The organism is Sunxiuqinia elliptica, from assembly GCF_900113005.1.
In the GTDB taxonomy this organism is placed as follows: domain Bacteria; phylum Bacteroidota; class Bacteroidia; order Bacteroidales; family Prolixibacteraceae; genus Sunxiuqinia; species Sunxiuqinia elliptica.
In genome coordinates this window covers 811,453-831,227 of the sequence record NZ_FONW01000002.1, presented here as the reverse complement: position 1 = coordinate 831,227, position 19,775 = coordinate 811,453, and the positions used below count along the sequence as shown (strand labels likewise).

Below are 19,775 nucleotides of genomic sequence, written 5' to 3'. Positions count from 1 at the left end.
ATAATTTAAAAATTCAAATTTGACAGCTGGAACCGCTCCATCCGTCGCTCTTACCTCAGAACAAACCTAATTACTTAAAACAGCATTCGGGACAGCCTGTTTAATTTCTTCGAAAAGCTCATTCATTGGCTTCCGAACCTTTGGCAAATCTTGCGACCGATCCGATGAATCGCGATAGCCAACTGTTGCGATCACGCAAGCATTTAAGCCTTGCTGATCAAGCCCCAGAATTTGGTTGTACTTCTCCGGCTCGAAACCTTCCATTGGGCAAGCATCAATTTTCAGTTCGGCACAAGCCATCAATAAATTAGCTAAAGCAATGTATGGTTGACGCTCCAGCCAATTTTGCTTTTGGGTGTCTGATTTTTCATTCAGTTTGCCCTTTATAAAATCGCCGTAACCGCGAATCTGCCTGAGCTCAATGGCTCGCGTTTCCGAAGTCAAACGTATGAAATCATCAACATCCTGATCATTTATATCTGCATAATTGCAGAACACAAATAAGTGAGAGGCATCGGTTATCTGACTCTGATTCCAAGATGCTGGCTTTAGCTGCTCCCGCACTTCCGGATCTTCAATTATCAGAACCTTGTAAAACTGCAATCCATAAGAGGAAACAGCTAACTGAATCGCCCTTTTTAATTGATTCATCGCTTCGTGGCTAACTTTTCGAGTGGGGTCGAATTTTTTGGTGGCATAACGCCATTCCAGGTTTTTAATTAGTTCCATAATACGCTCCGTTTCTATTTTTAGTGAACATGAATACTAGCAACCTTCTGATTTGGTTTAACCGAAAGTCACAACAAAAATAGAACGAAGACCTCCTGTAAATCGACACAATTCGTGAAGTCGAACGTCTGATTTTGGAAAGTCGAACAGAAAATAACGCTATCATTTACTGCCTTCCATTAGAAGTTGGAGTGATACTTACTTTTCCAGCTCTTTGATCCGATCCTCAAGCTCGTCCAATTTCTGATAAAGTTCCTCCACCTTATCCAACAACAATTGGTTGACCAAGAGTAAACTCACTTCCGAATCCTTCCCTTCCGCATGCTTTCTGAGTTCTTTGAGTTCTTTTGAAGAACGTCCTTCCAGTAGCGAGGCCGAGTTCACAAGAACATCGCTGGCATGTAACCGACCTGTTGCCTGTAACTTTTTGTGTGAGGGGTTTGCTCCAATATATACCTCTCCGTTTTTACCCGAAATCAAAAGGGATACAGCTTGCTCCTGCTTTCGGCCTTCGCTTGGAATCTCAAAAAACAGATTTCCATGAGTCGTGTCAAAAGCCAGTAGTCCTTTCTTCTTTCCCTTTCCACTAAAATGAAGTGCGCTTAAAGCCGCTTCAGACTCCAAAGTAACCCCCTTCATCCCTGAAAATAGGAAGCCTCCTGAATCGAGCAATTTTAACGACGCGTTGCCAACCGTATTCTCAAGCCCCAGATAGCTTTCAGAACTAATGATTCTCCCTCGCTGCCTTTGTTCTGATCCAAAATCAATCTGATTTGTATTTCCACGAAGAGCCAATTTCGATTGATCCAGCACCATATCTCCTTTAAAATAGGAAGCCCCATCAACTTGAAAACGACCATTGTTTTTATCTTCGATTGAGCCAACCAATGTATTTCCTTTCTCGGATATCATAAGTGGAAACATCCATCCGTTTCCATCGTGGTAGGAAAAAGTCAGGGCATGTGGAATATCCTGCTTATGCGAAATTTGCCACAGTTTTGGCGTAGGCTCATCACTCTTCAATTCCAAGGCAGAAAAAGAGTAACCACTCCCCTTCCCTTGAACCGAAAGGAAATTACCAGCAACATTCAGTTTTCCATAAAAAGTACTTTGCTGATCGCTGGTCGCCTGAAAAACCTTGGTCTTTGTTTTTCCATCAGAAAAATCCAAAACAAACGGCTTAAATTTTCCCTTTCCTCTTTTTTGCAAACGAATGCCAAACTGGGTTTCGCTGGAGTAATTCTGATTGTACAAATCCAGAAACTCCACTCCCATTGCATCCGATTCATTCATCAAGGTAATGGTTGATTCAAATGGTGTTTTCTCAGGCGAGTTAATTTGTAAAATAGAATAGTACCCCTTATCCCGCTGAATATCCAACACCTGAACCTCTTCTCCTTTCAGTTGATACTGTGAAACAGCATAACTCCCCGACTTAAAAACAGGAATACTATCTGCTACCTCAGCATTTCGATTCTCTTGAAAGGAATTCGAATTTGTTGACTGAGCTTGAGCAATAAAAGCACAAAGCACAAAAGCAAAGCATAAGAGATTTGTTCTCATAACTAAATCGGATTAAATAACCTTATATCTAAAGGAGTTGCACCCGTAAAAGCTCAGCCTTCATGCTGAATATCCCAACATCAAAACTTCTGCAACCAGACTGAACGAAAGTAAACAAGCTAGTTCGATTTGATCAAAACACCATTTCGTGTTCCGGTTTCTGTTTGAACAGAATAAATGTAAGTTGCAGCTGGCAGTTGGTCCATCATGAGCGTGTTCTCCCCCCTGGTTAAATCACGCTGTAACAAAACCTGTCCGGTAAGATTGGCAAGCTTTATTCTCCCTTCACTAGTCATTTTTACATGAAGCAAATGATTGAAAGGGTTAGGATAAACCTGAACAACGTGTGTATCATTCAAATCATCTACTCCTACAGGGAATGCCCGTTTGATTGTCCAATTCGTAGAACTTCCGTCGGCCGCTGTAACCTGAAAGGTGTGTTCTCCAGCTCGCAAATCAATGACTCCACTCTCTGGAATACTTGTGGTTGCTCCGTAACTCAACTGCAGCTCATAAGCCAAATTAGCGGCTGACTGTCCCGCTTGCTCTTTAATGAAGATGATTTGTCGTTCCCAGTCCACCAGTTCACTATCAAGCTCCTCAATACCGGTCGAAAAAACCTTTTTGTTATTTACCGGAATCCCCGTTGCTTTAGCTCCTCCTAAAGCTACAATTTCATCAGGTGACATCACGTAATTTCGTAATTGAAGCGCATTCACATAAACTTCAGCCGTCTCTTCATCATTATCAGCAAAAAACAGCAAGCCGTGATTGCCATGATAAGCCATGTTGTTGAATAAAGCCCAACGCGATCCCTCAATGAGTACATCTCCAATATGTTGCCCATCAAGGTATTTCCGTAATAAATATCCATCGTGGATGAAAATGATCCGATGCCATTCATCAAAAGTAAACTCGCCATGGTACTCACCATATGTTCCCAGTCCCGCATCCGGGGCAATAAAAAAGTCAGCATCGTTCAGATTTTCCGGGCTTGTTTGAATTAAACTTATAAACTTACCGCTATCCTTTGCATCAACAAGAATATCCATAATAATGGAGTAGCTAAAGTCAACTGCGCCAGAATCTTCCATCATAAAATTATCATAAGCAAATAATCCGTTATCCGAATTGTAAGCAGGTATTTTGGCAACAACAGTATCTCGCCCGGCTATCAGAGAAATACCAAAGTCATTGGTTGTTCCATATTCAATGGGCTGGAGCTGTCCTCCTTCTCCCACAAAGGTCTTCAAACGAGAGCCAATTCCAGTATTTTCAAAGTTTGATTTTTTAAAATCCCAATTTCCGGTTGTCTCTTGCTTCGGATAAGTTGAAACTGGATCATGCCCACATACATAAAGCTGAGCAACATAAGGCCTGTCTGTTTCCACTCCATCAACCCCCATGTCAACCAATCGTTTAACCAATACTTCATTGTTTATCGTGTAACCCCAAACTTTCGCGCCACTTGCGTGAGCCTTCTCAATAAACGTTTGAGTCCATTCTGGGTCAGCTAAAAGATCATCATCAATAAATTCAAATACTCTACAGCCCAAGGCCACTCGTTCTTCGTACCAACTCTGATCGTTCGGATCTGTTGGGTCGGGACCAAACCAAAGCCAAGGAGAATCAGGACAATGCTTATTAAACTCCACAGCTCTTTCAAAAGTTGTTATTGCTGGCATCATCCGTTCCGGATCAACCCCGGACTCTTTCAAGGTATGCTCCAATGCCTCAGCATCAAACTCTTTGATATCTAAATACAAACATGCATCGTATTGTTGAGCCAGCTTCAACGCTTCAATCAAGGTAGGAACTTTCTCGCCTGTAAAATACTGAGCTTTCCACTTTCCGGCATCCAAAGCTGCCAACTCCTCATAGGTATTGTCCGACACCTCTCCGTTACCACTGGTTGTTCGCTTAATTGTATAAGGATCGTGATGCAGCACATAAACATTATCACTGGATATTGCGACATCAACCTCACAATATTTAATTCCTCTTTTAAAGGCTTCTTCGATTGAAATAAGCGTATTCTCCGGGTAAAACTCAGAGTATCCGCGATGTGCAACCGCAGTAAAATTACAGTCGGAGAAATCAGTTGGATTGGGTTCATTTTGCCCTATACTTACCATCGAAATTAAAAACAGCAGTAAAAAAGAAAATTGTCTCATAATCAATATGTTCAAATAATCATTCCTGTGATTGTTTTACAACCACCATATCAACAAACGCTCTAGTGCTTGCGTTTGGACCAACGAATTCTCCGTTGACCAAAAAAAAATGAATTCCCCCCTATTGAACCGATTCTTTCAATAGCTGGCTCATGAGCGGTAAATAGAAACGGTAGAAGAACTGATCTTCTCCAAATTGTCCCTGGCGTCCTTTGAGCAGCGAACTAAAACACTCAATTCCCTTAAACTTTTTAGTCGACATTGACACTGGCTTACTACTAAAATCGCCGCAAAAGTAGTAAAACGCATAATCCTCAGTGCCATTCATAATTACTGCAGGAAATCGATCAGGAATTCCCAAACTATTCAATTTTATTCGTCCCTTCTCGGTTAGCTCCAGTTGGTAAGCAGAAACAGCATGATTGATCGAATTATCGAACGTCATAATATCAAACCAATAAGGGAATTCCTGTTCACGCGGAAGTCCCAATTGTTCCATCCCATAACCAAACGTCTTGATTTGAGGAATCGGCTCCAGAAGCTCCTCGTTATCCTCCAAAACCAACAACTGCCCATTTTCGTGGACCAGAACAATCCCAGCATCTTTATAGTCCCACTGCTTCTGATTATTTCGTTGATAAGCTTCAAACACCCATCCGGGAAGCTGCCCTTTTTCAGGATCCAACGATTCAAAATACTTTCCAGTCCAGCCCGACCATTCAATGCCCGCTTCTTGTTGAAATTGGTAGCGAATATTCCGAGGAGTTGGTGCTTGCAAAATATTAAACTCAGCAACAATTGTTTTTCCTTGTCTTTTCATTTGCCGAAATAAAGCCATATCACCTTCACTCAGACCACCATAAATCAACCGTTGCATTTCCGGGCCGGCATTTAAGTCATAAATTCCATACGTATCAGCCAACATGAGCATATCCAACCGCTCAGCCAATGAATCCTGCTGTGCTACCGAAAGAGCATCGAAATCAGCAAACCGATACTTATTATTGGCCTCAGCAAACAATCCCCAATAATCCGTTCCTTTTTGATAAAACTCACCATTGGGCTTTTTTATCCGTTGATTATTTAACACCCAAAAAAAGGCATTGTGTGCCAAACGTTCTTCTGAAGCATCTGTTTTATCGACATAGGCAACATTTACTGTACGCTCCGAGTTCATCTTCCAAACCATTTTCATTCCCAGCAAAATAGCCACCGGGAAAAGCACAACCGCTGCCACTACGATTAAAAAAATGACTCTTCGTCTCATCCCTTTGAAAAATGATAAGGCCATAGCTTTAGAATTTGCGAATGTATGTAACTGATGTATTAATCTGATTTCCCTTCTGATCTTTCCTAAACTCCTGATTGATATAAGATGCAGAAAGTCCAATAACATTAAAGCGCTTGATGCTTTTCCGAAAACCTAAGCCAATATGGGCAGACTTTAAGCGATAATCACTAATGTAATTTTGAACCGACACAGCGTCATCCGGAGACAAACCATAGCCAAAACTAAATTTCCAATAATCATCAGCACCCCCCGTATAGTAACGCGTTGTCATGGTGTAAGAATGTGAAATCTTCTCATTTCCTGGAACAAGGTAAGTCTTCAAATTGAACCAATAGCTTTTGTAGTATTTTGAAACACTCGCAACATAAATCCAAGTATTGCTACTAAAACGCAGAAAACGGGCTCCAGCTTCGGCTTCAAAAGCTTTGGGCAGTGAAAAATATAAAGACATTCCAGCTCTAAAACGGGGAAAAACGGCAGAGTGATCAGAAAATCCGACATTCATATAAGCCATGATATTCTTAGCTAAGTACGGATAAGAGTCAATTTCGTACTGAAAAGCCGTATTATCAAAGCGCCTTCCCCAATTCACCCGTCCAATTACAGATCCGATCTTTGTGTATCGGCTGTAATCCACCCCCACAATGTGCCAGGGACTGTCATGCAAATGAGCAGGGTATTTGCTATCAAACCAGCTAAAATCGTGAGAAACACTAAGCTTATTCTTTGCTGAATCGTAACGAATCGTTCGTTGTAAAGAACGCGCTTCATCATTCTCGGGATGTTGTTCCAACAGGTTCTCCGCCACTTGATAGGCCTGATCAAATCGCTTCATATTATTTAGTATTCGAGCCTTTTTCAATAACAGACCTTCCGAATCTGGATGCTCCTCAAGCCCCTTATTACAATACTCCAAAGCAGCCTGATTATTATCGTTCCAATACTCCAGATCGGTTATTGCCATCGACGCATCTTCGTGCCCCGGGTAACGTTCCAGCACATAGCGAAAAGCCTCCCGTGCTTCCTCTTGATGGTCAGTCCATGTGTAAATTCGTCCCAAGAAAATCCGAATATCACTATAATCCGGACTTATTTCCAAGGCTTGTTTTGAAAGCTTTATGGCTTTGGGATAATCATCCTCTTCAAAAGCAGCCGTGCGAGCCATCTGAAACAATTCATCTGAAGTATAATCTTGAGCATTGGCCTGAAAAGTTACGAAGTGAACCATCAGCGCCACTAAAGCTATCGTGATTGAGCATATTCTTTTCATGTCATTATCTATTTTCTGCTTCCTAATTCATCGTTTCACCATTGATCGAAAACATCGTCAATAATGAATCAGGATATAGTCTTTGTTCTTGTATAAATTGGTTATTCTTATTTTTGAATTTCATCAAATTCAAGTTTAACCGGTCAAACATCTCCGGGTTATTATCTTCAATCAGTGTCATATTTGGCCCTATCAAGTACAAGCGCTCTGAGTCAAGGAAGTAATTCTCCGACACCATATTGCTAATCGTCGTTTTTGTTTGCATGAGCGGGTAGGTGCTACGACTAGCAAATGTCACTGTTGTATCTAAACCTGCTCCTAACCAACAATTGAGCTCTGGCATTGCAAAATCGAAATCATTTTTCAGATACTCTGTTAGGCTTGGAGTTACATCAAAGTGCGCGACCACCGAAGAGAATTTAGTTGGGCGTTCAATCATCGGAGAATACACGATTAATGGCACATGATAACGATCAATTCTGGTTGACATTGGAATATCTGGCATCCGGTGGTCACCTGTGATAATGAAAATCGTATTTTCAAAAGATTCGCGCTTGCGATAATCATTGAAAAAGCTTCGCATCGCGTCATCCATATACAGTACTGTCTCTAGCTGTTGCTGGTAGTTTCGGCATAAGCTTTCCATCTGCCCATTGAGCTCTAATTCCGGCAACAAGGCTTCAAATTGCTCCCTGTATTTAGCCTGATTATTCACCAAGAATGGACTATGCGTAGCCACTGTCAACAACACATTAACACTTGGAGTCGTATCTTTTTGTTGATCCAAAGCTTGAAAGAAACGACGGTACAACTCGAAATCGCCATAGCCCCACGAAAAACCAGAGGCATTTCCGGGAAGCAAATCGTATCCATTCCCAAAGTCTGATTTGTCAATGATTTCATCACAAGCTTGACGCTCCATAAACAGCCTCATGTTATCGAAATTGGAATCGCCAGCATACATAAACCGGGAATGGTAACCATTGTATTTCAGCAGTTTTATTAAGCTTTGGTGCGCCGGCATAGCATCTCCCAGTTCTGCAAAGCCATGCTCGCCAAAAGGTAAAGAAGCCAACAACGATGGCAATACCGAAAAAGTCCGGCCACTTGTACTCAAGCAGTTTTCCCAGTACAAACTATGGTGTGACAAGGAATCAAGGAAAGGCGTATAACTTCCCAAGTAAGCATCTTCATTACTGAAAGCACGTCCCAGTCCTTCAACAACAATCATAACAATATCCGGGGGATCCTCCCCTTTCTTCATAAAAGCAGACAACGCATCTTCGTTGCTGTTTACATGTAAAAAAGGAAAATTTTGCTCATCAGCATAGACAAACTCATTCCTGACTTTGTTGCTTGAAACGCCATCGTAACCTAAAAAGAAATCGGCAAACAACGGCAGCTTATCGGTTTGCTCCCAGCCCGAAATATAATAGAAAGCCTCTTGATAAAAATAAGCCGATTTATTGGCAGAAGATTCATTTATGTACTCTGAGCCAAAGTCCGGTTTCGGGCTTGCTGGAGCAATTCCAACAAACAAAAACACGATCAGTCCAGCCCCAAGCACACCATAAGTTAACTTGATCGGTAACTTTAATTTTTGAGGCACAAAAATAAATAGCAAAACAACCAACACAACAGCCAGCAATAAAGTCACAATAACCGACCCTGTTAAAGCTGCGCCAACAGTTTGACTTATTTCCGTCATGGAGTATTGAAAAAGATCGGCTCCTAACGGATTTAAAGCAGTAGTGAAATAATGAATTAACATCGCATGTCCCACTACAATCAGACTAAATAATGTAACGGTCACGATTTTAGCTAAACGCTCTGACTGCCAATAGGCCATAAAAAAAAACACGAATAGCACAGGCAGTAAAAACAGCAAATACATCAAATCAAAATAAAATGCTGTCATATAATACTTCCATGACACGTCAGCAGCAAGCAGCTGAGATACATTGCTACTAAAAAACTCAAACAACCGTAGCAAAAAAAGGATAACGAGTAAGACAACGACGTATCCTCCAAACAGGCTCATTGCCTTTTTAAATATATTCTGTCTTCGTCCTTTTAGTTTCATTCTTTCGTTTTATGTAATTTTGACATTATCCCTCCGTATCACGAAGAAAACATTTTCACTTTTTACCAATGAAGAATTAAGGTTTCTTTATGGTCACAAAACCTGTCCGTGACATGTGTCCCCAACCACTGCGGTTTCGCTTCACGAAGTACTCAAAGTTTCCTTTCAGCGCGAAAAAACTATTGATCAGGTTAAAAGTGAATGCTTCAATCCAAGCAATAACCAATAACCTAAAAATGTGATTTGTTTTCTTGTATTTATGGTAAGCAAAATGATCACACAATAAGGCCCAGGTAGAGAATGCTATCCCAAAGAAATAGACAAAAAACAGCAACACTAAAAAGAAAGGCCAACTCACATGATTAATCGCAACCAAGTAGATGAAATAAAAAATTCCCAAGGTTTGAATAACCGGAGCAAACCACTCATAAACAATCATCGTTGGCATGCTGAACATCCCTACAATTTTGTAGCGAGGGTTAAACCACATTTTCCTGTGGGTAATCATACAGTCGATTAGTCCGCGAGTCCACCGAGAACGCTGACGCCCAAAAACCCGCCAATTCTCAGGCACTTCGGTCCAACTCATTGGATGGGGAACCAAAATAACTTGATGCTTTTCCTTACGGTCATACATATAGCGTCGCATTCGAAGAATTAGTTCCATGTCTTCGCCCACGGTTTTCGTGCTATAACCACCACACTGCAATACAAGGTCACGGTCGAACATACCCAATGCTCCCGATATCAAAACCATTCCATTCAGCTTTTTCCAGGCTAGTCGCGACAACAAAAAGGCTCGGTTGTACTCCAAAACCTGAAAACGCGCCAGAAAATTCTTGGGAATATTTACATTCAACAAATGCCCTTTCCTGAATTCGCAGGAGTTAGCCACCCGAATCGTTCCTCCGGTTGCAATAACCTTCGAATCAGAATGTTCAAAAAATGGCTTTATCAGGTATTGAATAACGTAAGGATCAATGATGGTATCCACATCAATGGTCATAAAATATTGTCCTTTTGCAATGCTTATTCCCGCATTCAAGGCATCTGATTTTCCCCCATTCTCTTTATCAATAATAATCAAGTTTGAATAGGCTTCTAAATTAGACCGGTAAATACCTCTGATTTCTTTGTGCTCCAGAATAGGCTCTTTGGCAAAATCAACTTTAACGAGCTCGAACGCATCAATTGCTGTTTGAAGCGTTTCATCTTTACTTCCATCGTTGACTACAATAATTTCGTAATTCGGATAACGAAGGTGTAACAAGCCATTGATGTTCTCAACAATCGTTTTCTCTTCGTTAAAAGCCGGTGCTACAATAGACACCCAAGGCACCCGATCATAAACCATCAGGGATTTATACTGTGCCAGATCATTCTCTCTAACGACTTTTCGAAGTTCGAAAAGTGCGATAATTGCCATAATAAAATAGTGTACCACAATCATTATGGCATATGTCAGAAAGATATACTCAAGAATAACCAGAATTAATTTTGTCATGCTATGGATTTGTTTCTAGGTTCAGCGACATGTTTGATAAACTCCTCAATTTTACCTTCCAGCTCTTTATTGAGCACCCACAGCCTTTGTTCTCCATAATCGGAGAATCGATAAAGCAAGGTTACTGCTTCAAAAACTTCGGCAAAAGACCCTTTACGGACTCGCTCTTCAAGAAAGGAAATATCCTGATCTTCGATAAAGTGTTTCATAGACCGAAGAATCTCCAAACGTACAGGATAACACTCTTCATCATACCGTTTCTTCATCATTTCCTTCACCCGGAAGTACTCTAAAGACCGAAGTGTGATAATGGCCTCCTGACGAATCTCAGGATCATCGTCCAACAAACATTTCGCAACTTTTTTCACAGCATCCAACCGATTGTAAATGGAGATCATTCGAAGTAAGAATAGCCGGACTTCCCGGTCAGGATGATCTAGCATGTCCACCATTGGAGGTGGCTCAATTCCATTAAAATACATGGTGTAATAGATACTGAATGAGTCCCAACGAACAAATGCATATTTCAATTCTAATAAAAACCCAAATGGATTTTTATCATCCAGCAACATATATGACAAAATAGCTTCTGCCCTCACATGTTGGTGGCGATCATTGATGTATTTCTTTATTTTATCTTTAAAATCAACCGTTCCCAGAAAAGCCAGCTCCCTCAACCCCATGGAGCGTTTATACCAATTTCCAAACCGAACCTTTCGTAACGATAGTTTATGCAGCTCCAAAACACGATACAAATCTTTGATTTTACTTGAACTCTCGCCAACAAAGTTGCGCTTCCCTTCTAGAAGTACATTTAAAATGATCTGCCGATCCTTTAACGAAGAGTATTGGCTAAGTTGTTCCAGAATCTCCTCTTCCTCATCTTTGTCCAGTTCATCATAGAAATAGGGAGAAACAATGTCAATGATTTCTTTTCGCTTGCTCTCATAATAATGCTCCTTCTTATTGAAGATCCTGTTTGAAATAACTGTTACGACAATAACAAAAGCAATATTTGCTAAAAAGAAAAGGGCAAAAAGTATCAGATAAAAAAGTAAGCGATACCCCAGAGAAATCTTCTCAACAAAAGAAAGAAATTCGCCTGGCAGCTCCCGAAAAAACACGGCAAAACGCTCACTCAGTTGAAATAGCTTTTCTCCTGCTAAATTAGCATCGAAGCCAATCCCCATGTAATCAAGGCTTGAATAATCTATTGGTAAGTTCTCTACGTGACCGTAAGCTTTACTTTCAGAAGGAAGAACTCCCTCCATACTATTACAAGTCACACTACTCTCATCAGCTTTCACCACGCCATGATGCTGAAAGCCTTCTCCTGTTCCATCGATGACTGACATTGCATTCATGGCAGCCATCGATCTCCCATCCCCCAATTCACTCTCTTCGGAAATACATTCCTTCGTCGAACAGTCCGAGTCCATAAATTTTGGGATGGCCTGAATCTGCTGAGTTAGTCCAAAAAATAGAAATAACAAATAAATCAGCCTAATTCGTCCTCCAAAAATAACACCGCTGAGCATTTTCATTTTTTTAAATTCTAGCTAGTCCACACTCCTTTTTCTGTCCCTTCTGCTCCTGAATCGCGGCTATTTTACCAAACGTTTAATCCGTACGCTTAATTCCCCAGCTCGAAATGGTTTTACGATAAAATCATTCGCTCCAATATTAAAAATATTGGCAATAATATCTTCTTCATGAGTGGATGAAATGGCCATTATTGGTACATCTGCAGAAATTTTATCACGCACATGTTGGATCAGTTCACTTCCATTTATAAATGGCATATACAGATCCGTTATCAACAGATCAAATGGATTAGAACTTAAATATTCGATTGCTGCCTCACCATTATCGAACACCTCGACTTGAAAACCGTCTTTCTTTATTCGATACTCCAGCACCTTACTCAGCATGTCATTGTCTTCAACAATAACAATCGTCTTTTTCGCGTTTAAATTCAGGTTATCCTTAGTCATAGCCAACAGTCCTCGTATTTATAATATCTTTAATATCCTTTTTTATAGTTCAATTATACCAAAATAAATTCATATTCTCTCATCGTTCTTGCTGTTGTATAGATGTTGTATAGAATATAAAAATAAAATATAACGCATTATAAGATAAAGACATACAACTCCCTTTCTACTTTACTACGAGCTTAATATCTCCTCCCAAACAGGTAGCAACAGCGCACTCCCAAAGCATACGGGATTATTCCTAACCTTGCATAGATAGAACTAGAATCCATGTTTCCCACGCTTCTTAAAAATACTTAGTTTTTTGTTTACTCCGGAACAAAATTACACCTGAACACAGGCTTACAAAACCCTCCGATTAAACATAAATAAGAAAAGTTTACATTCAAATCTCATTTAATAATGATTTGAACTAGTCCACTCTAAGCTTCTTTAAGAAAATACATTAAACACGATTACAAACAAAAATTATGAAAGAATGTTTAGCAGCTATTGCGGGGAAGAAGGCTGATAGAAAAAAGGAGAGCAGCAGATTTTGCTCATTCTGGTCCTCTATTATGCTAGATAATAGTCAATCGAATGCTCAATACAAACACAAAAAAAGAATGTGCATTATTCTCCCCCATTTTAGAAAAACCAAAAGAAGAGAGCATAATGCACATCCAAAATCTAAGCTGACTGAGTTTCCCTCAGGCTATATCATTTTTAAAGCAGCACTCATGAAGCCCATCGCATAGGCCATACCTGAATGCCAAGGAGCATCACAACTCATTTGTGGCGTATGGTCAGGAATCAACACCCCATTAAAATTGTTCGCTTTCAATATCTGAAGAATTTTCAACATGTCGATATCACCTTCATCAATAAACACTTCTTTGTAGTTCGGAACTTTTCCGACAACATTACGAAAATGGATATAAGAAATTCTCCCTTGCTTACTGTACTTATCCGTAGCCTCATACACATCTCCGCCTGTCATTTCTGCAACTGATCCCAAGCAGAATTCCAGCGTATTGGCCGGACTTGGGTTAAGGTCAATTAGCTTTTGGTAAAGCTCTGGTTGATGCACGAGCCTGGGTGTTTTTCTTAAAAATGGCAGCGGCGGATCATCTGGATGGGCAGCAAGACGAACTCCTGCTTCTTCAGCTACTGGAAGTAATTCATCTAAAAAGAACTGAACCCGGCTCCATAGTTGTTCCGGAGTTGCTGGCGGCATGACTCCCGGAGGAGCATCCTGATCATAGACCATGTTCCAAACCATTCCATTGGGAATTGGCGTATCATCTTCTTGTTCCATCGCAACAGAAACAGCGTTCCCTCTGGCAAACTCACCCATCACACGAGAACTAACTCCAGCCAATGAAAAATTATATCCAAACACCGGAATACCAGCTGCCCCAACATTGCGAATAAGTTGTTTCAGTCCTTCAAGTTGTTCTTGTTTTTTAGGACCATCCAATAAAACGTCGTACCAATGTGCCGGATCAAAATTTTCAATGGCTTCGAGCTCCATGTCATGCTTATTGATTTCTTGTTTTATTTTGGATAACTCCTCAACAGACCATATTTGAGAAGCATTACCGGCCTTGCCCCAGCCTTCTTTTTCGCCAACAGGCTGATTCGTATTTTCTTTCGAGTTTTTTTCATGCCCAAAATAATCAACCATGTGAACAACAATATGTGTCGCCCCGCATTGTCTGGCAAATTTGTAATGCGTTTCATTGAGCATATGCTTATACAAGCCAAAACCTAGTTTCATCTGTTTAATTTTTTTAGTTATTTCCCAGTTCAATCATCCTTGTTTCAGAGTTGCCTCGAAGTGCTCCTCCCAACATGCTTACTCCAATATTTCAATGGGGTGACCAGCAAATAGCCGTTGGTGTTCCACATTCAATTTCTGAAGTTCTTGTCAATCCCCCTTTTTCCAAATCAATTTTAAAAACAACCAGTTTGTTGGAATCCTGGTTGGCCACCAACAGCCAATTTCCCGAAGGATCAATATTAAAATCGCGAGGGGTTTGACCTCCGCACGCTTGGAAAGCAACCAAGGAAAGTCGATTTTTATCCCCTTCAATAATTTCAAATACGGCAATAACATCTGCCCCCCGATTGGAAGCATATAAAAACCGTCCATTGGGGTGAATTCGAATGGCAGCCCCACCAAACTCCCCAGAGTAATCAGCCGGGATAACAGAGGCCTGCTGGACCAAATCGAAGCTGCTTTTGCTTTTCCGGAAAACAAAAATTTCTCCCGACAGCTCACTCAACAAGTAAAAGTAATTTGCCTGCTGATCGCTCACCAAATGCCTAGGCCCCGTTCCTCCGGGAAGGACTATATCCAACTCCAGATTATCTTCCCACAAACTGTCGGACGAATTAAACCGATAAGCTTTCACCCGATCTATTCCCAGATCGACTAGCAAGAGCCCATCCTCATCAAATGGATAAGCCATATGGATGTGAGGACCTTCTTGCCGTTGCTGATTCAAACTTGCCCCATGATGTTGAATTTGTTGTTGACAAGGCGCCAGTGAGCCATCGTTCTGTATTGGAAATACCAAGCAATCACCGGACATGTAATTCGCAACGACTAGACTACCTTTTACAACCGCCAAGTGGCACGCATATCCTCCATCCAACTGCTGCGAGTTAATTGGAAACAATTCTCCCTGCTTATCAAGCTTGTAGGCAAACACATGTGGCGTCAACGCGGGCAAAAGCTCCTCGACTGCATATAAATATTTTCCATCCTCAGAAAGCGTCAGATAACTCGGATTCCGCAATGGGATGTAGTTGTTGATACTCAGCTCACCAGTTTCCGCATCAAAACCGAAACAGCCGATTCCCTGCCCAACAGGATTTGGAGCAGGGGAACCGTCTTGCGTATAACTTCCAATGTATAAGTTCATCACTTTGATGTAGTTCTTGGAGGACGAGGATCATATTGAATCGTATGATTCATATAAGCACCGTCAACATACAAATCAGCCCCATTGATATAACTTGCATAATCGCTCGCAAGAAAAGCAACAGACTTGGCAACATCACCTACAGTTCCAATACGGCCTTGGGGAATCCATTTTTCAAATTTGTCGACGCCAAAACGTGCAATCTCTTCCCGATTCATTTCAGTCTCAATAGCACCCGGAGCGATGGAAACAACTCGGACGTTGCTTTCAGCCAACTCCAGTGAAAGACATTTGGAGAGCATCTTCAATCCAGCCTTTGCTGAGCAATAATGAGTCAAGCCTTTACGAGGTACACTGTCATGGATCGATGAAATATTAATAATGACACCTCCTCCACTCTTTTCCATCCGTTTCCCGGCTTCCTGTGCACAGAGAAATGGCCCTTTAAGATTGATATTCATGACACGCTCCCATTCTGCTTCTTGCATATCCAGGACATGAATTACACTTTCACTTCCTGCATTATTCACCAAAATATCAATCCCTCCCAACTGCTGATCCAGAACCTTAAACATTTCCTGAACCTCAGAGGCAACCGACACATCCGCTTTTACAGGATAAGCCTTTACCGAGTAGGCTACTTTTATTTCATCAACAACTTTTTCTGCTTTTTCCTTATTCCGGAAATAGTTCACCAAAACATCGGCACCACACGATGCCAGTTCCCGGCATATCTCGGCTCCAATTCCTTGGCTGCCTCCAGTAACCAATACTCTTTTGCCTGATAAATCAATTTTTTCCATACTTCATGCTCTTAGCTGGTTATTACATAATGCCATACTTGCGGAACGCCTCAACAGTACTCATGCCTTCCTGTAGTGCTTTCTTAACCACTTGCTCTCCACGAGCTTTTTCAATCGCGCCCGAAAAAGCCTCCTCAGCAACTTCCTGAGGGACAACGAGTACCCCATCCCGATCGCCATAAATAATATCGCCCGGCGTAACCTTTATTCCTTCCAACTCGATTGGTACGCGGTAGTCAACAACCTTTCCCCGAGGACCTTGATCTTGTGCATAACCGCCGTAAGAGAAGGTTGGAAAGTTCAGATCAAGAATTTCGTTGGTATCTCTCGAATAACCATGCAAAACAGCTCCTGCTGCTCCAAGTTTAATTGCACGAGTACTCATCAGTCCGCCCCAAAGTGCATACCTTGGCGAAGCACCGGTGCAGATATAAACTTCATTTGCTTGCAAGCTATCCAATGCTTCGAACATCAATCCAAAAGGCTTTTGCATCATTGGATTTTTAGTTTCCGAAACAATCTCCTCAAAAACATCGGCTTCAAGCACAGGCATTGCTCTTCCAATCACCACGAAGTCGTCTCGTAACGGTTTAATTCCTGGTGAAAGAAATTGATGTTTGAAGTTGAGCTTATCTAAAATATCGCCTACCAAAGCGACAAATAATTCCTTTTTCGCAATGCTAAATAATTCACTATCGTCTTTCCAAATTGCCATTTTCGTCTCTTTTTAAAATGTGTTTAACTTTCCAATGACCGAATTGCCGCACTTAGCATGTCCAAACCAACCGCCTGACAAACGCCCCTCTTATTCTGCTCCTTCATTTTTGCTAAATCCCATTGATACACTTCGTCCGCCAGTCCCCAGTTTTTTCGGAACTGCTCGATGTAAAGCTTATCATTCTCGCGGCTTGTAAATTCAGGTTGAAATTGATTGTTTGCCTGATCGCGGGTTTGCCATATGGCGTCAACCGTAGCCTTGATGTTTTTGGTAAAATCAATTTTCCCCAAATGGCCAATCTCTTGTCGGCTGACATATCGCATCATAATGCCACGCCCGGCAACATAATCATTGCCATGATTTGGTCCAAAGCTGGAAAGACAAGGAGCTTCACGAATAATTCCATCCTGTGCTCCGATCAAAGTCGTTTCAATTCCTTTACAAATTCGGTGAATGATGGTTTCTGCTTTCTTTTCAAAAGCCCGAACATCAAAACCTTCATCTATTTTGTTCTTCTGCAACCATGCTGCAAGTTCATCTTTCATGGCAATCATGTCGGCCAGAGCCATCACAAGCATGCCTTGGTCGCCTGTCCAAACCCAACCTTCAGCCCATGGCGGATGAATCTTTTCCTGATAATCTGAGCCCTCAAAAAAGGCCATCGGTCTTTCCTGCACCAAAGCACTTTCAGCAGTGATTGATTTCAAGTACTCATACTCATCCAATTCAAACCATGCTTCAAACCATTTCCACTGCCGATAAGCCATATCCAGATACTTCTCGTTATCTTCCAGTTTTTCTTCAAGCGATAACCGGTAAATTCGCGTAGACAGCAGAAACAGCAACACATTGGTCACCGTATTTTTTACCCCACGGCTTTCACCAGCTGCATCGCCATTGCGGCAACCATGTGGGACCGGTTTTGCATCCGAGGTATTATCATAGGCTGTTTGCTTTTTATATTCCCAGCAAAGGTCCGTTGACAGCTTCAGGTATTTGTTTGCCAAATCGGTTTCATTCAGCTTTAACAGATGCTTTCGGGCATTAAGAGCCATAAGTCCCCACCATCCAAAATCATCAGCCCAAAGTGTTCCCGGATCGAAGCGAGCAAAGAAATCCAGATTTTCTTCCAACATGCTTTTTACCACATGCTGCATCTCTTTCACTTTTGGCTCCCTAGGCCAGCGCTGCTGAGCAGCATCAACAAAAGTCAAACATGCATCAAAGGTATTTCCCCGTTTCCAAAAGTCATTGAAATTCCAAACCTCAGCAAAACGGTTAAAAGCTTCAAAAGACCGTTTTTTCAGCTGATCTTCGTAGCTGATTTTTGTTGTTTTATCGCATGAAACCCAAAGTCCACCACATGATAGCAGAGCTGCTCCTTTTCCTGTATTCATTAAAAATTTACGTCTATCCATTCTGTTCATTTTTTGTTTTCAACAAACTATTTGCATCCGCTGAATTTTCCAGCAGTTCCGAAATTCGACTTACTAACTCAAGCATCGCCCTGCCATTATGATACGGACACTTCCAGGGATCGATTTTCCAATCGTTTCGATAGAAAGGAGAAGGATCATCTTTCGGCTCAACCACGTAAGCTTCTCCAAGTCGACTCACTTTCGTAAACCACTCTCCGCGGTCATGATCAATTACAAACTGATCGATAAAACTCCAGGTCAGTTTCACTGTTTCCCAATAGCTTGAATCACCTGTTAATTGATATGAATTCATGAAACCAACCAAGGCTTCTGCCTGCAACCACCAGTGCTTATTGGTTCGGATATGACTTCCCCAGCGAGTTGACTCCAGAAATACGCCGCCATCTTTATCGACACCAACTCGCAAAACAGCATCGGCCATTTTTAGGATTAAAGGCTTGATGCAAGCGAGTATTTCCTTATCCCCCAAAATCTCAGCAGCTTCCCAGATCATCCAGGAACCTTCAATCTCTTGACCGAAAGAGCATATTTCCTTCGAGCTTTCGGTCTCTTCAAATTCCGTTGTAAAAAACACGCCCAAATGCCCATCAGGTCGAATAATCCGATGAATAAAAAGCTCCAGTAGTTCAGTTAAGCGTCTCTTCACCAGCTCACTTTTCCAAACCTTATACACCGCCGCATAAGCTTCTAAAAGATGTAAGTGTGTATTCAATGACTTTGGCTCGTTATTGTCTGCCATCCGATTTTCGGTTATTGGCTCCCAGCCCCTCGTAAATGACTCTAGGTAACCGGGATTTACCGGATCTTTAGTTTTCGCATCAAGCAAAAGGAAGAACGTTTGAATTTCGCTAAGCAATTCCTCACTTGGTGCAAACTCGTAGTACTTGCAGAGTGAATAGATTACAAAAGCCTGCGCATAGGTATGCTTTACATCGCTTTCGACCTGATTTGACGACGAAAGCTCCATGAAAAAGCCACCAAACTCGTTATCTGCAAAATCCTCACGAATCACTCGGTACGCACGATGAGCCAGCGACTCATAAGCTTTCTCTGGATACTGTTTCGCTGCCGCAGAGAAAGTCCACAAAATTCGTGAATTCAATACACTCGTTTTATTGGCTGACAAAACCGGCTTATTATCCAAATCAACAGCCCCGTAAAAACCATGGCCTTTTTTTTCAACGCCATAGGCCATCCAATAAGCCAGAATATCATCGTGCAACTCTTTCTCAAAAATTTCTAAGTAACTAATTAGTTCCAATCGATCTATCATCATTCCTTCGTTTAGTAATTTCAGA

At 41.4% G+C, this 19,775-nt stretch carries 15 protein-coding genes; all 15 read right to left on the bottom strand.

Going from position 1 to position 19,775, the window contains the following annotated elements:
* Positions 1-66 precede the first annotated feature (66 nt).
* Complete coding sequence (locus tag BM156_RS08210; RefSeq protein WP_093919342.1) at positions 67-729, bottom strand: NAD(P)H-dependent oxidoreductase; 663 nt, start codon at positions 727-729, stop codon at positions 67-69.
* Positions 730-927: 198 nt separating this feature from the next.
* The gene (locus BM156_RS08205; RefSeq protein ID WP_093919341.1) at positions 928-2,292 is read right to left on the bottom strand and encodes a hypothetical protein; all 1,365 of its coding nucleotides are present in this window, start codon (positions 2,290-2,292) and stop codon (positions 928-930) included.
* A 119-nt stretch (positions 2,293-2,411) separates the two neighbouring features.
* A complete protein-coding gene (locus BM156_RS08200) occupies positions 2,412-4,466 on the bottom strand; it encodes a glycerophosphodiester phosphodiesterase family protein (protein WP_093919340.1) in 2,055 nt (684 codons plus the stop codon).
* 121 nt (positions 4,467-4,587) lie between these two features.
* The gene (locus BM156_RS08195; protein ID WP_170846896.1) at positions 4,588-5,733 is read right to left on the bottom strand and encodes a hypothetical protein; all 1,146 of its coding nucleotides are present in this window, start codon (positions 5,731-5,733) and stop codon (positions 4,588-4,590) included.
* Positions 5,734-5,761: 28 nt separating this feature from the next.
* Complete coding sequence (locus BM156_RS08190; RefSeq protein WP_212733447.1) at positions 5,762-7,027, bottom strand: YaiO family outer membrane beta-barrel protein; 1,266 nt, start codon at positions 7,025-7,027, stop codon at positions 5,762-5,764.
* Positions 7,028-7,049: 22 nt separating this feature from the next.
* On the bottom strand, positions 7,050-9,110 hold the full coding sequence (locus BM156_RS08185; protein ID WP_093919338.1) for an LTA synthase family protein: 2,061 nt from the start codon (positions 9,108-9,110) through the stop codon (positions 7,050-7,052).
* Between the two features lie 76 nt (positions 9,111-9,186).
* Positions 9,187-10,614 (bottom strand): glycosyltransferase family 2 protein, encoded by a 1,428-nt coding sequence (locus tag BM156_RS08180; protein WP_093919337.1) that lies wholly within the window; start codon positions 10,612-10,614, stop codon positions 9,187-9,189.
* Positions 10,611-12,158: a HEAT repeat domain-containing protein gene (locus BM156_RS08175; protein WP_093919336.1), complete on the bottom strand. Its 1,548-nt coding sequence runs from the start codon at positions 12,156-12,158 to the stop codon at positions 10,611-10,613. The genes BM156_RS08180 and BM156_RS08175 overlap by 4 nt, the downstream gene beginning before the upstream one ends.
* Before the next feature lie 60 nt (positions 12,159-12,218).
* Complete coding sequence (locus BM156_RS08170) at positions 12,219-12,608, bottom strand: response regulator (RefSeq protein WP_093919335.1); 390 nt, start codon at positions 12,606-12,608, stop codon at positions 12,219-12,221.
* 694 nt (positions 12,609-13,302) lie between these two features.
* Positions 13,303-14,367 (bottom strand): mannonate dehydratase, encoded by a 1,065-nt coding sequence (locus BM156_RS08165; protein ID WP_093919334.1) that lies wholly within the window; start codon positions 14,365-14,367, stop codon positions 13,303-13,305.
* Positions 14,368-14,458: 91 nt separating this feature from the next.
* A complete protein-coding gene (locus BM156_RS08160; RefSeq protein WP_093919333.1) occupies positions 14,459-15,517 on the bottom strand; it encodes a lactonase family protein in 1,059 nt (352 codons plus the stop codon).
* On the bottom strand, positions 15,517-16,320 hold the full coding sequence (locus BM156_RS08155) for an SDR family NAD(P)-dependent oxidoreductase (RefSeq protein WP_093919332.1): 804 nt from the start codon (positions 16,318-16,320) through the stop codon (positions 15,517-15,519). Before BM156_RS08155 ends, BM156_RS08160 begins: the two co-directional genes overlap by 1 nt.
* A gap of 22 nt (positions 16,321-16,342) precedes the next feature.
* Positions 16,343-17,035: an RraA family protein gene (locus BM156_RS08150; RefSeq protein ID WP_093919331.1), complete on the bottom strand. Its 693-nt coding sequence runs from the start codon at positions 17,033-17,035 to the stop codon at positions 16,343-16,345.
* A 23-nt stretch (positions 17,036-17,058) separates the two neighbouring features.
* Positions 17,059-18,456, bottom strand: a complete 1,398-nt coding sequence (locus BM156_RS08145) for a glycoside hydrolase family 76 protein (RefSeq protein WP_093919330.1) — start codon at positions 18,454-18,456, stop codon at positions 17,059-17,061.
* Positions 18,449-19,753, bottom strand: a complete 1,305-nt coding sequence (locus tag BM156_RS08140; protein WP_093919329.1) for an AGE family epimerase/isomerase — start codon at positions 19,751-19,753, stop codon at positions 18,449-18,451. The genes BM156_RS08145 and BM156_RS08140 overlap by 8 nt, the downstream gene beginning before the upstream one ends.
* Between the last annotated feature and the right edge of the window lie 22 nt (positions 19,754-19,775).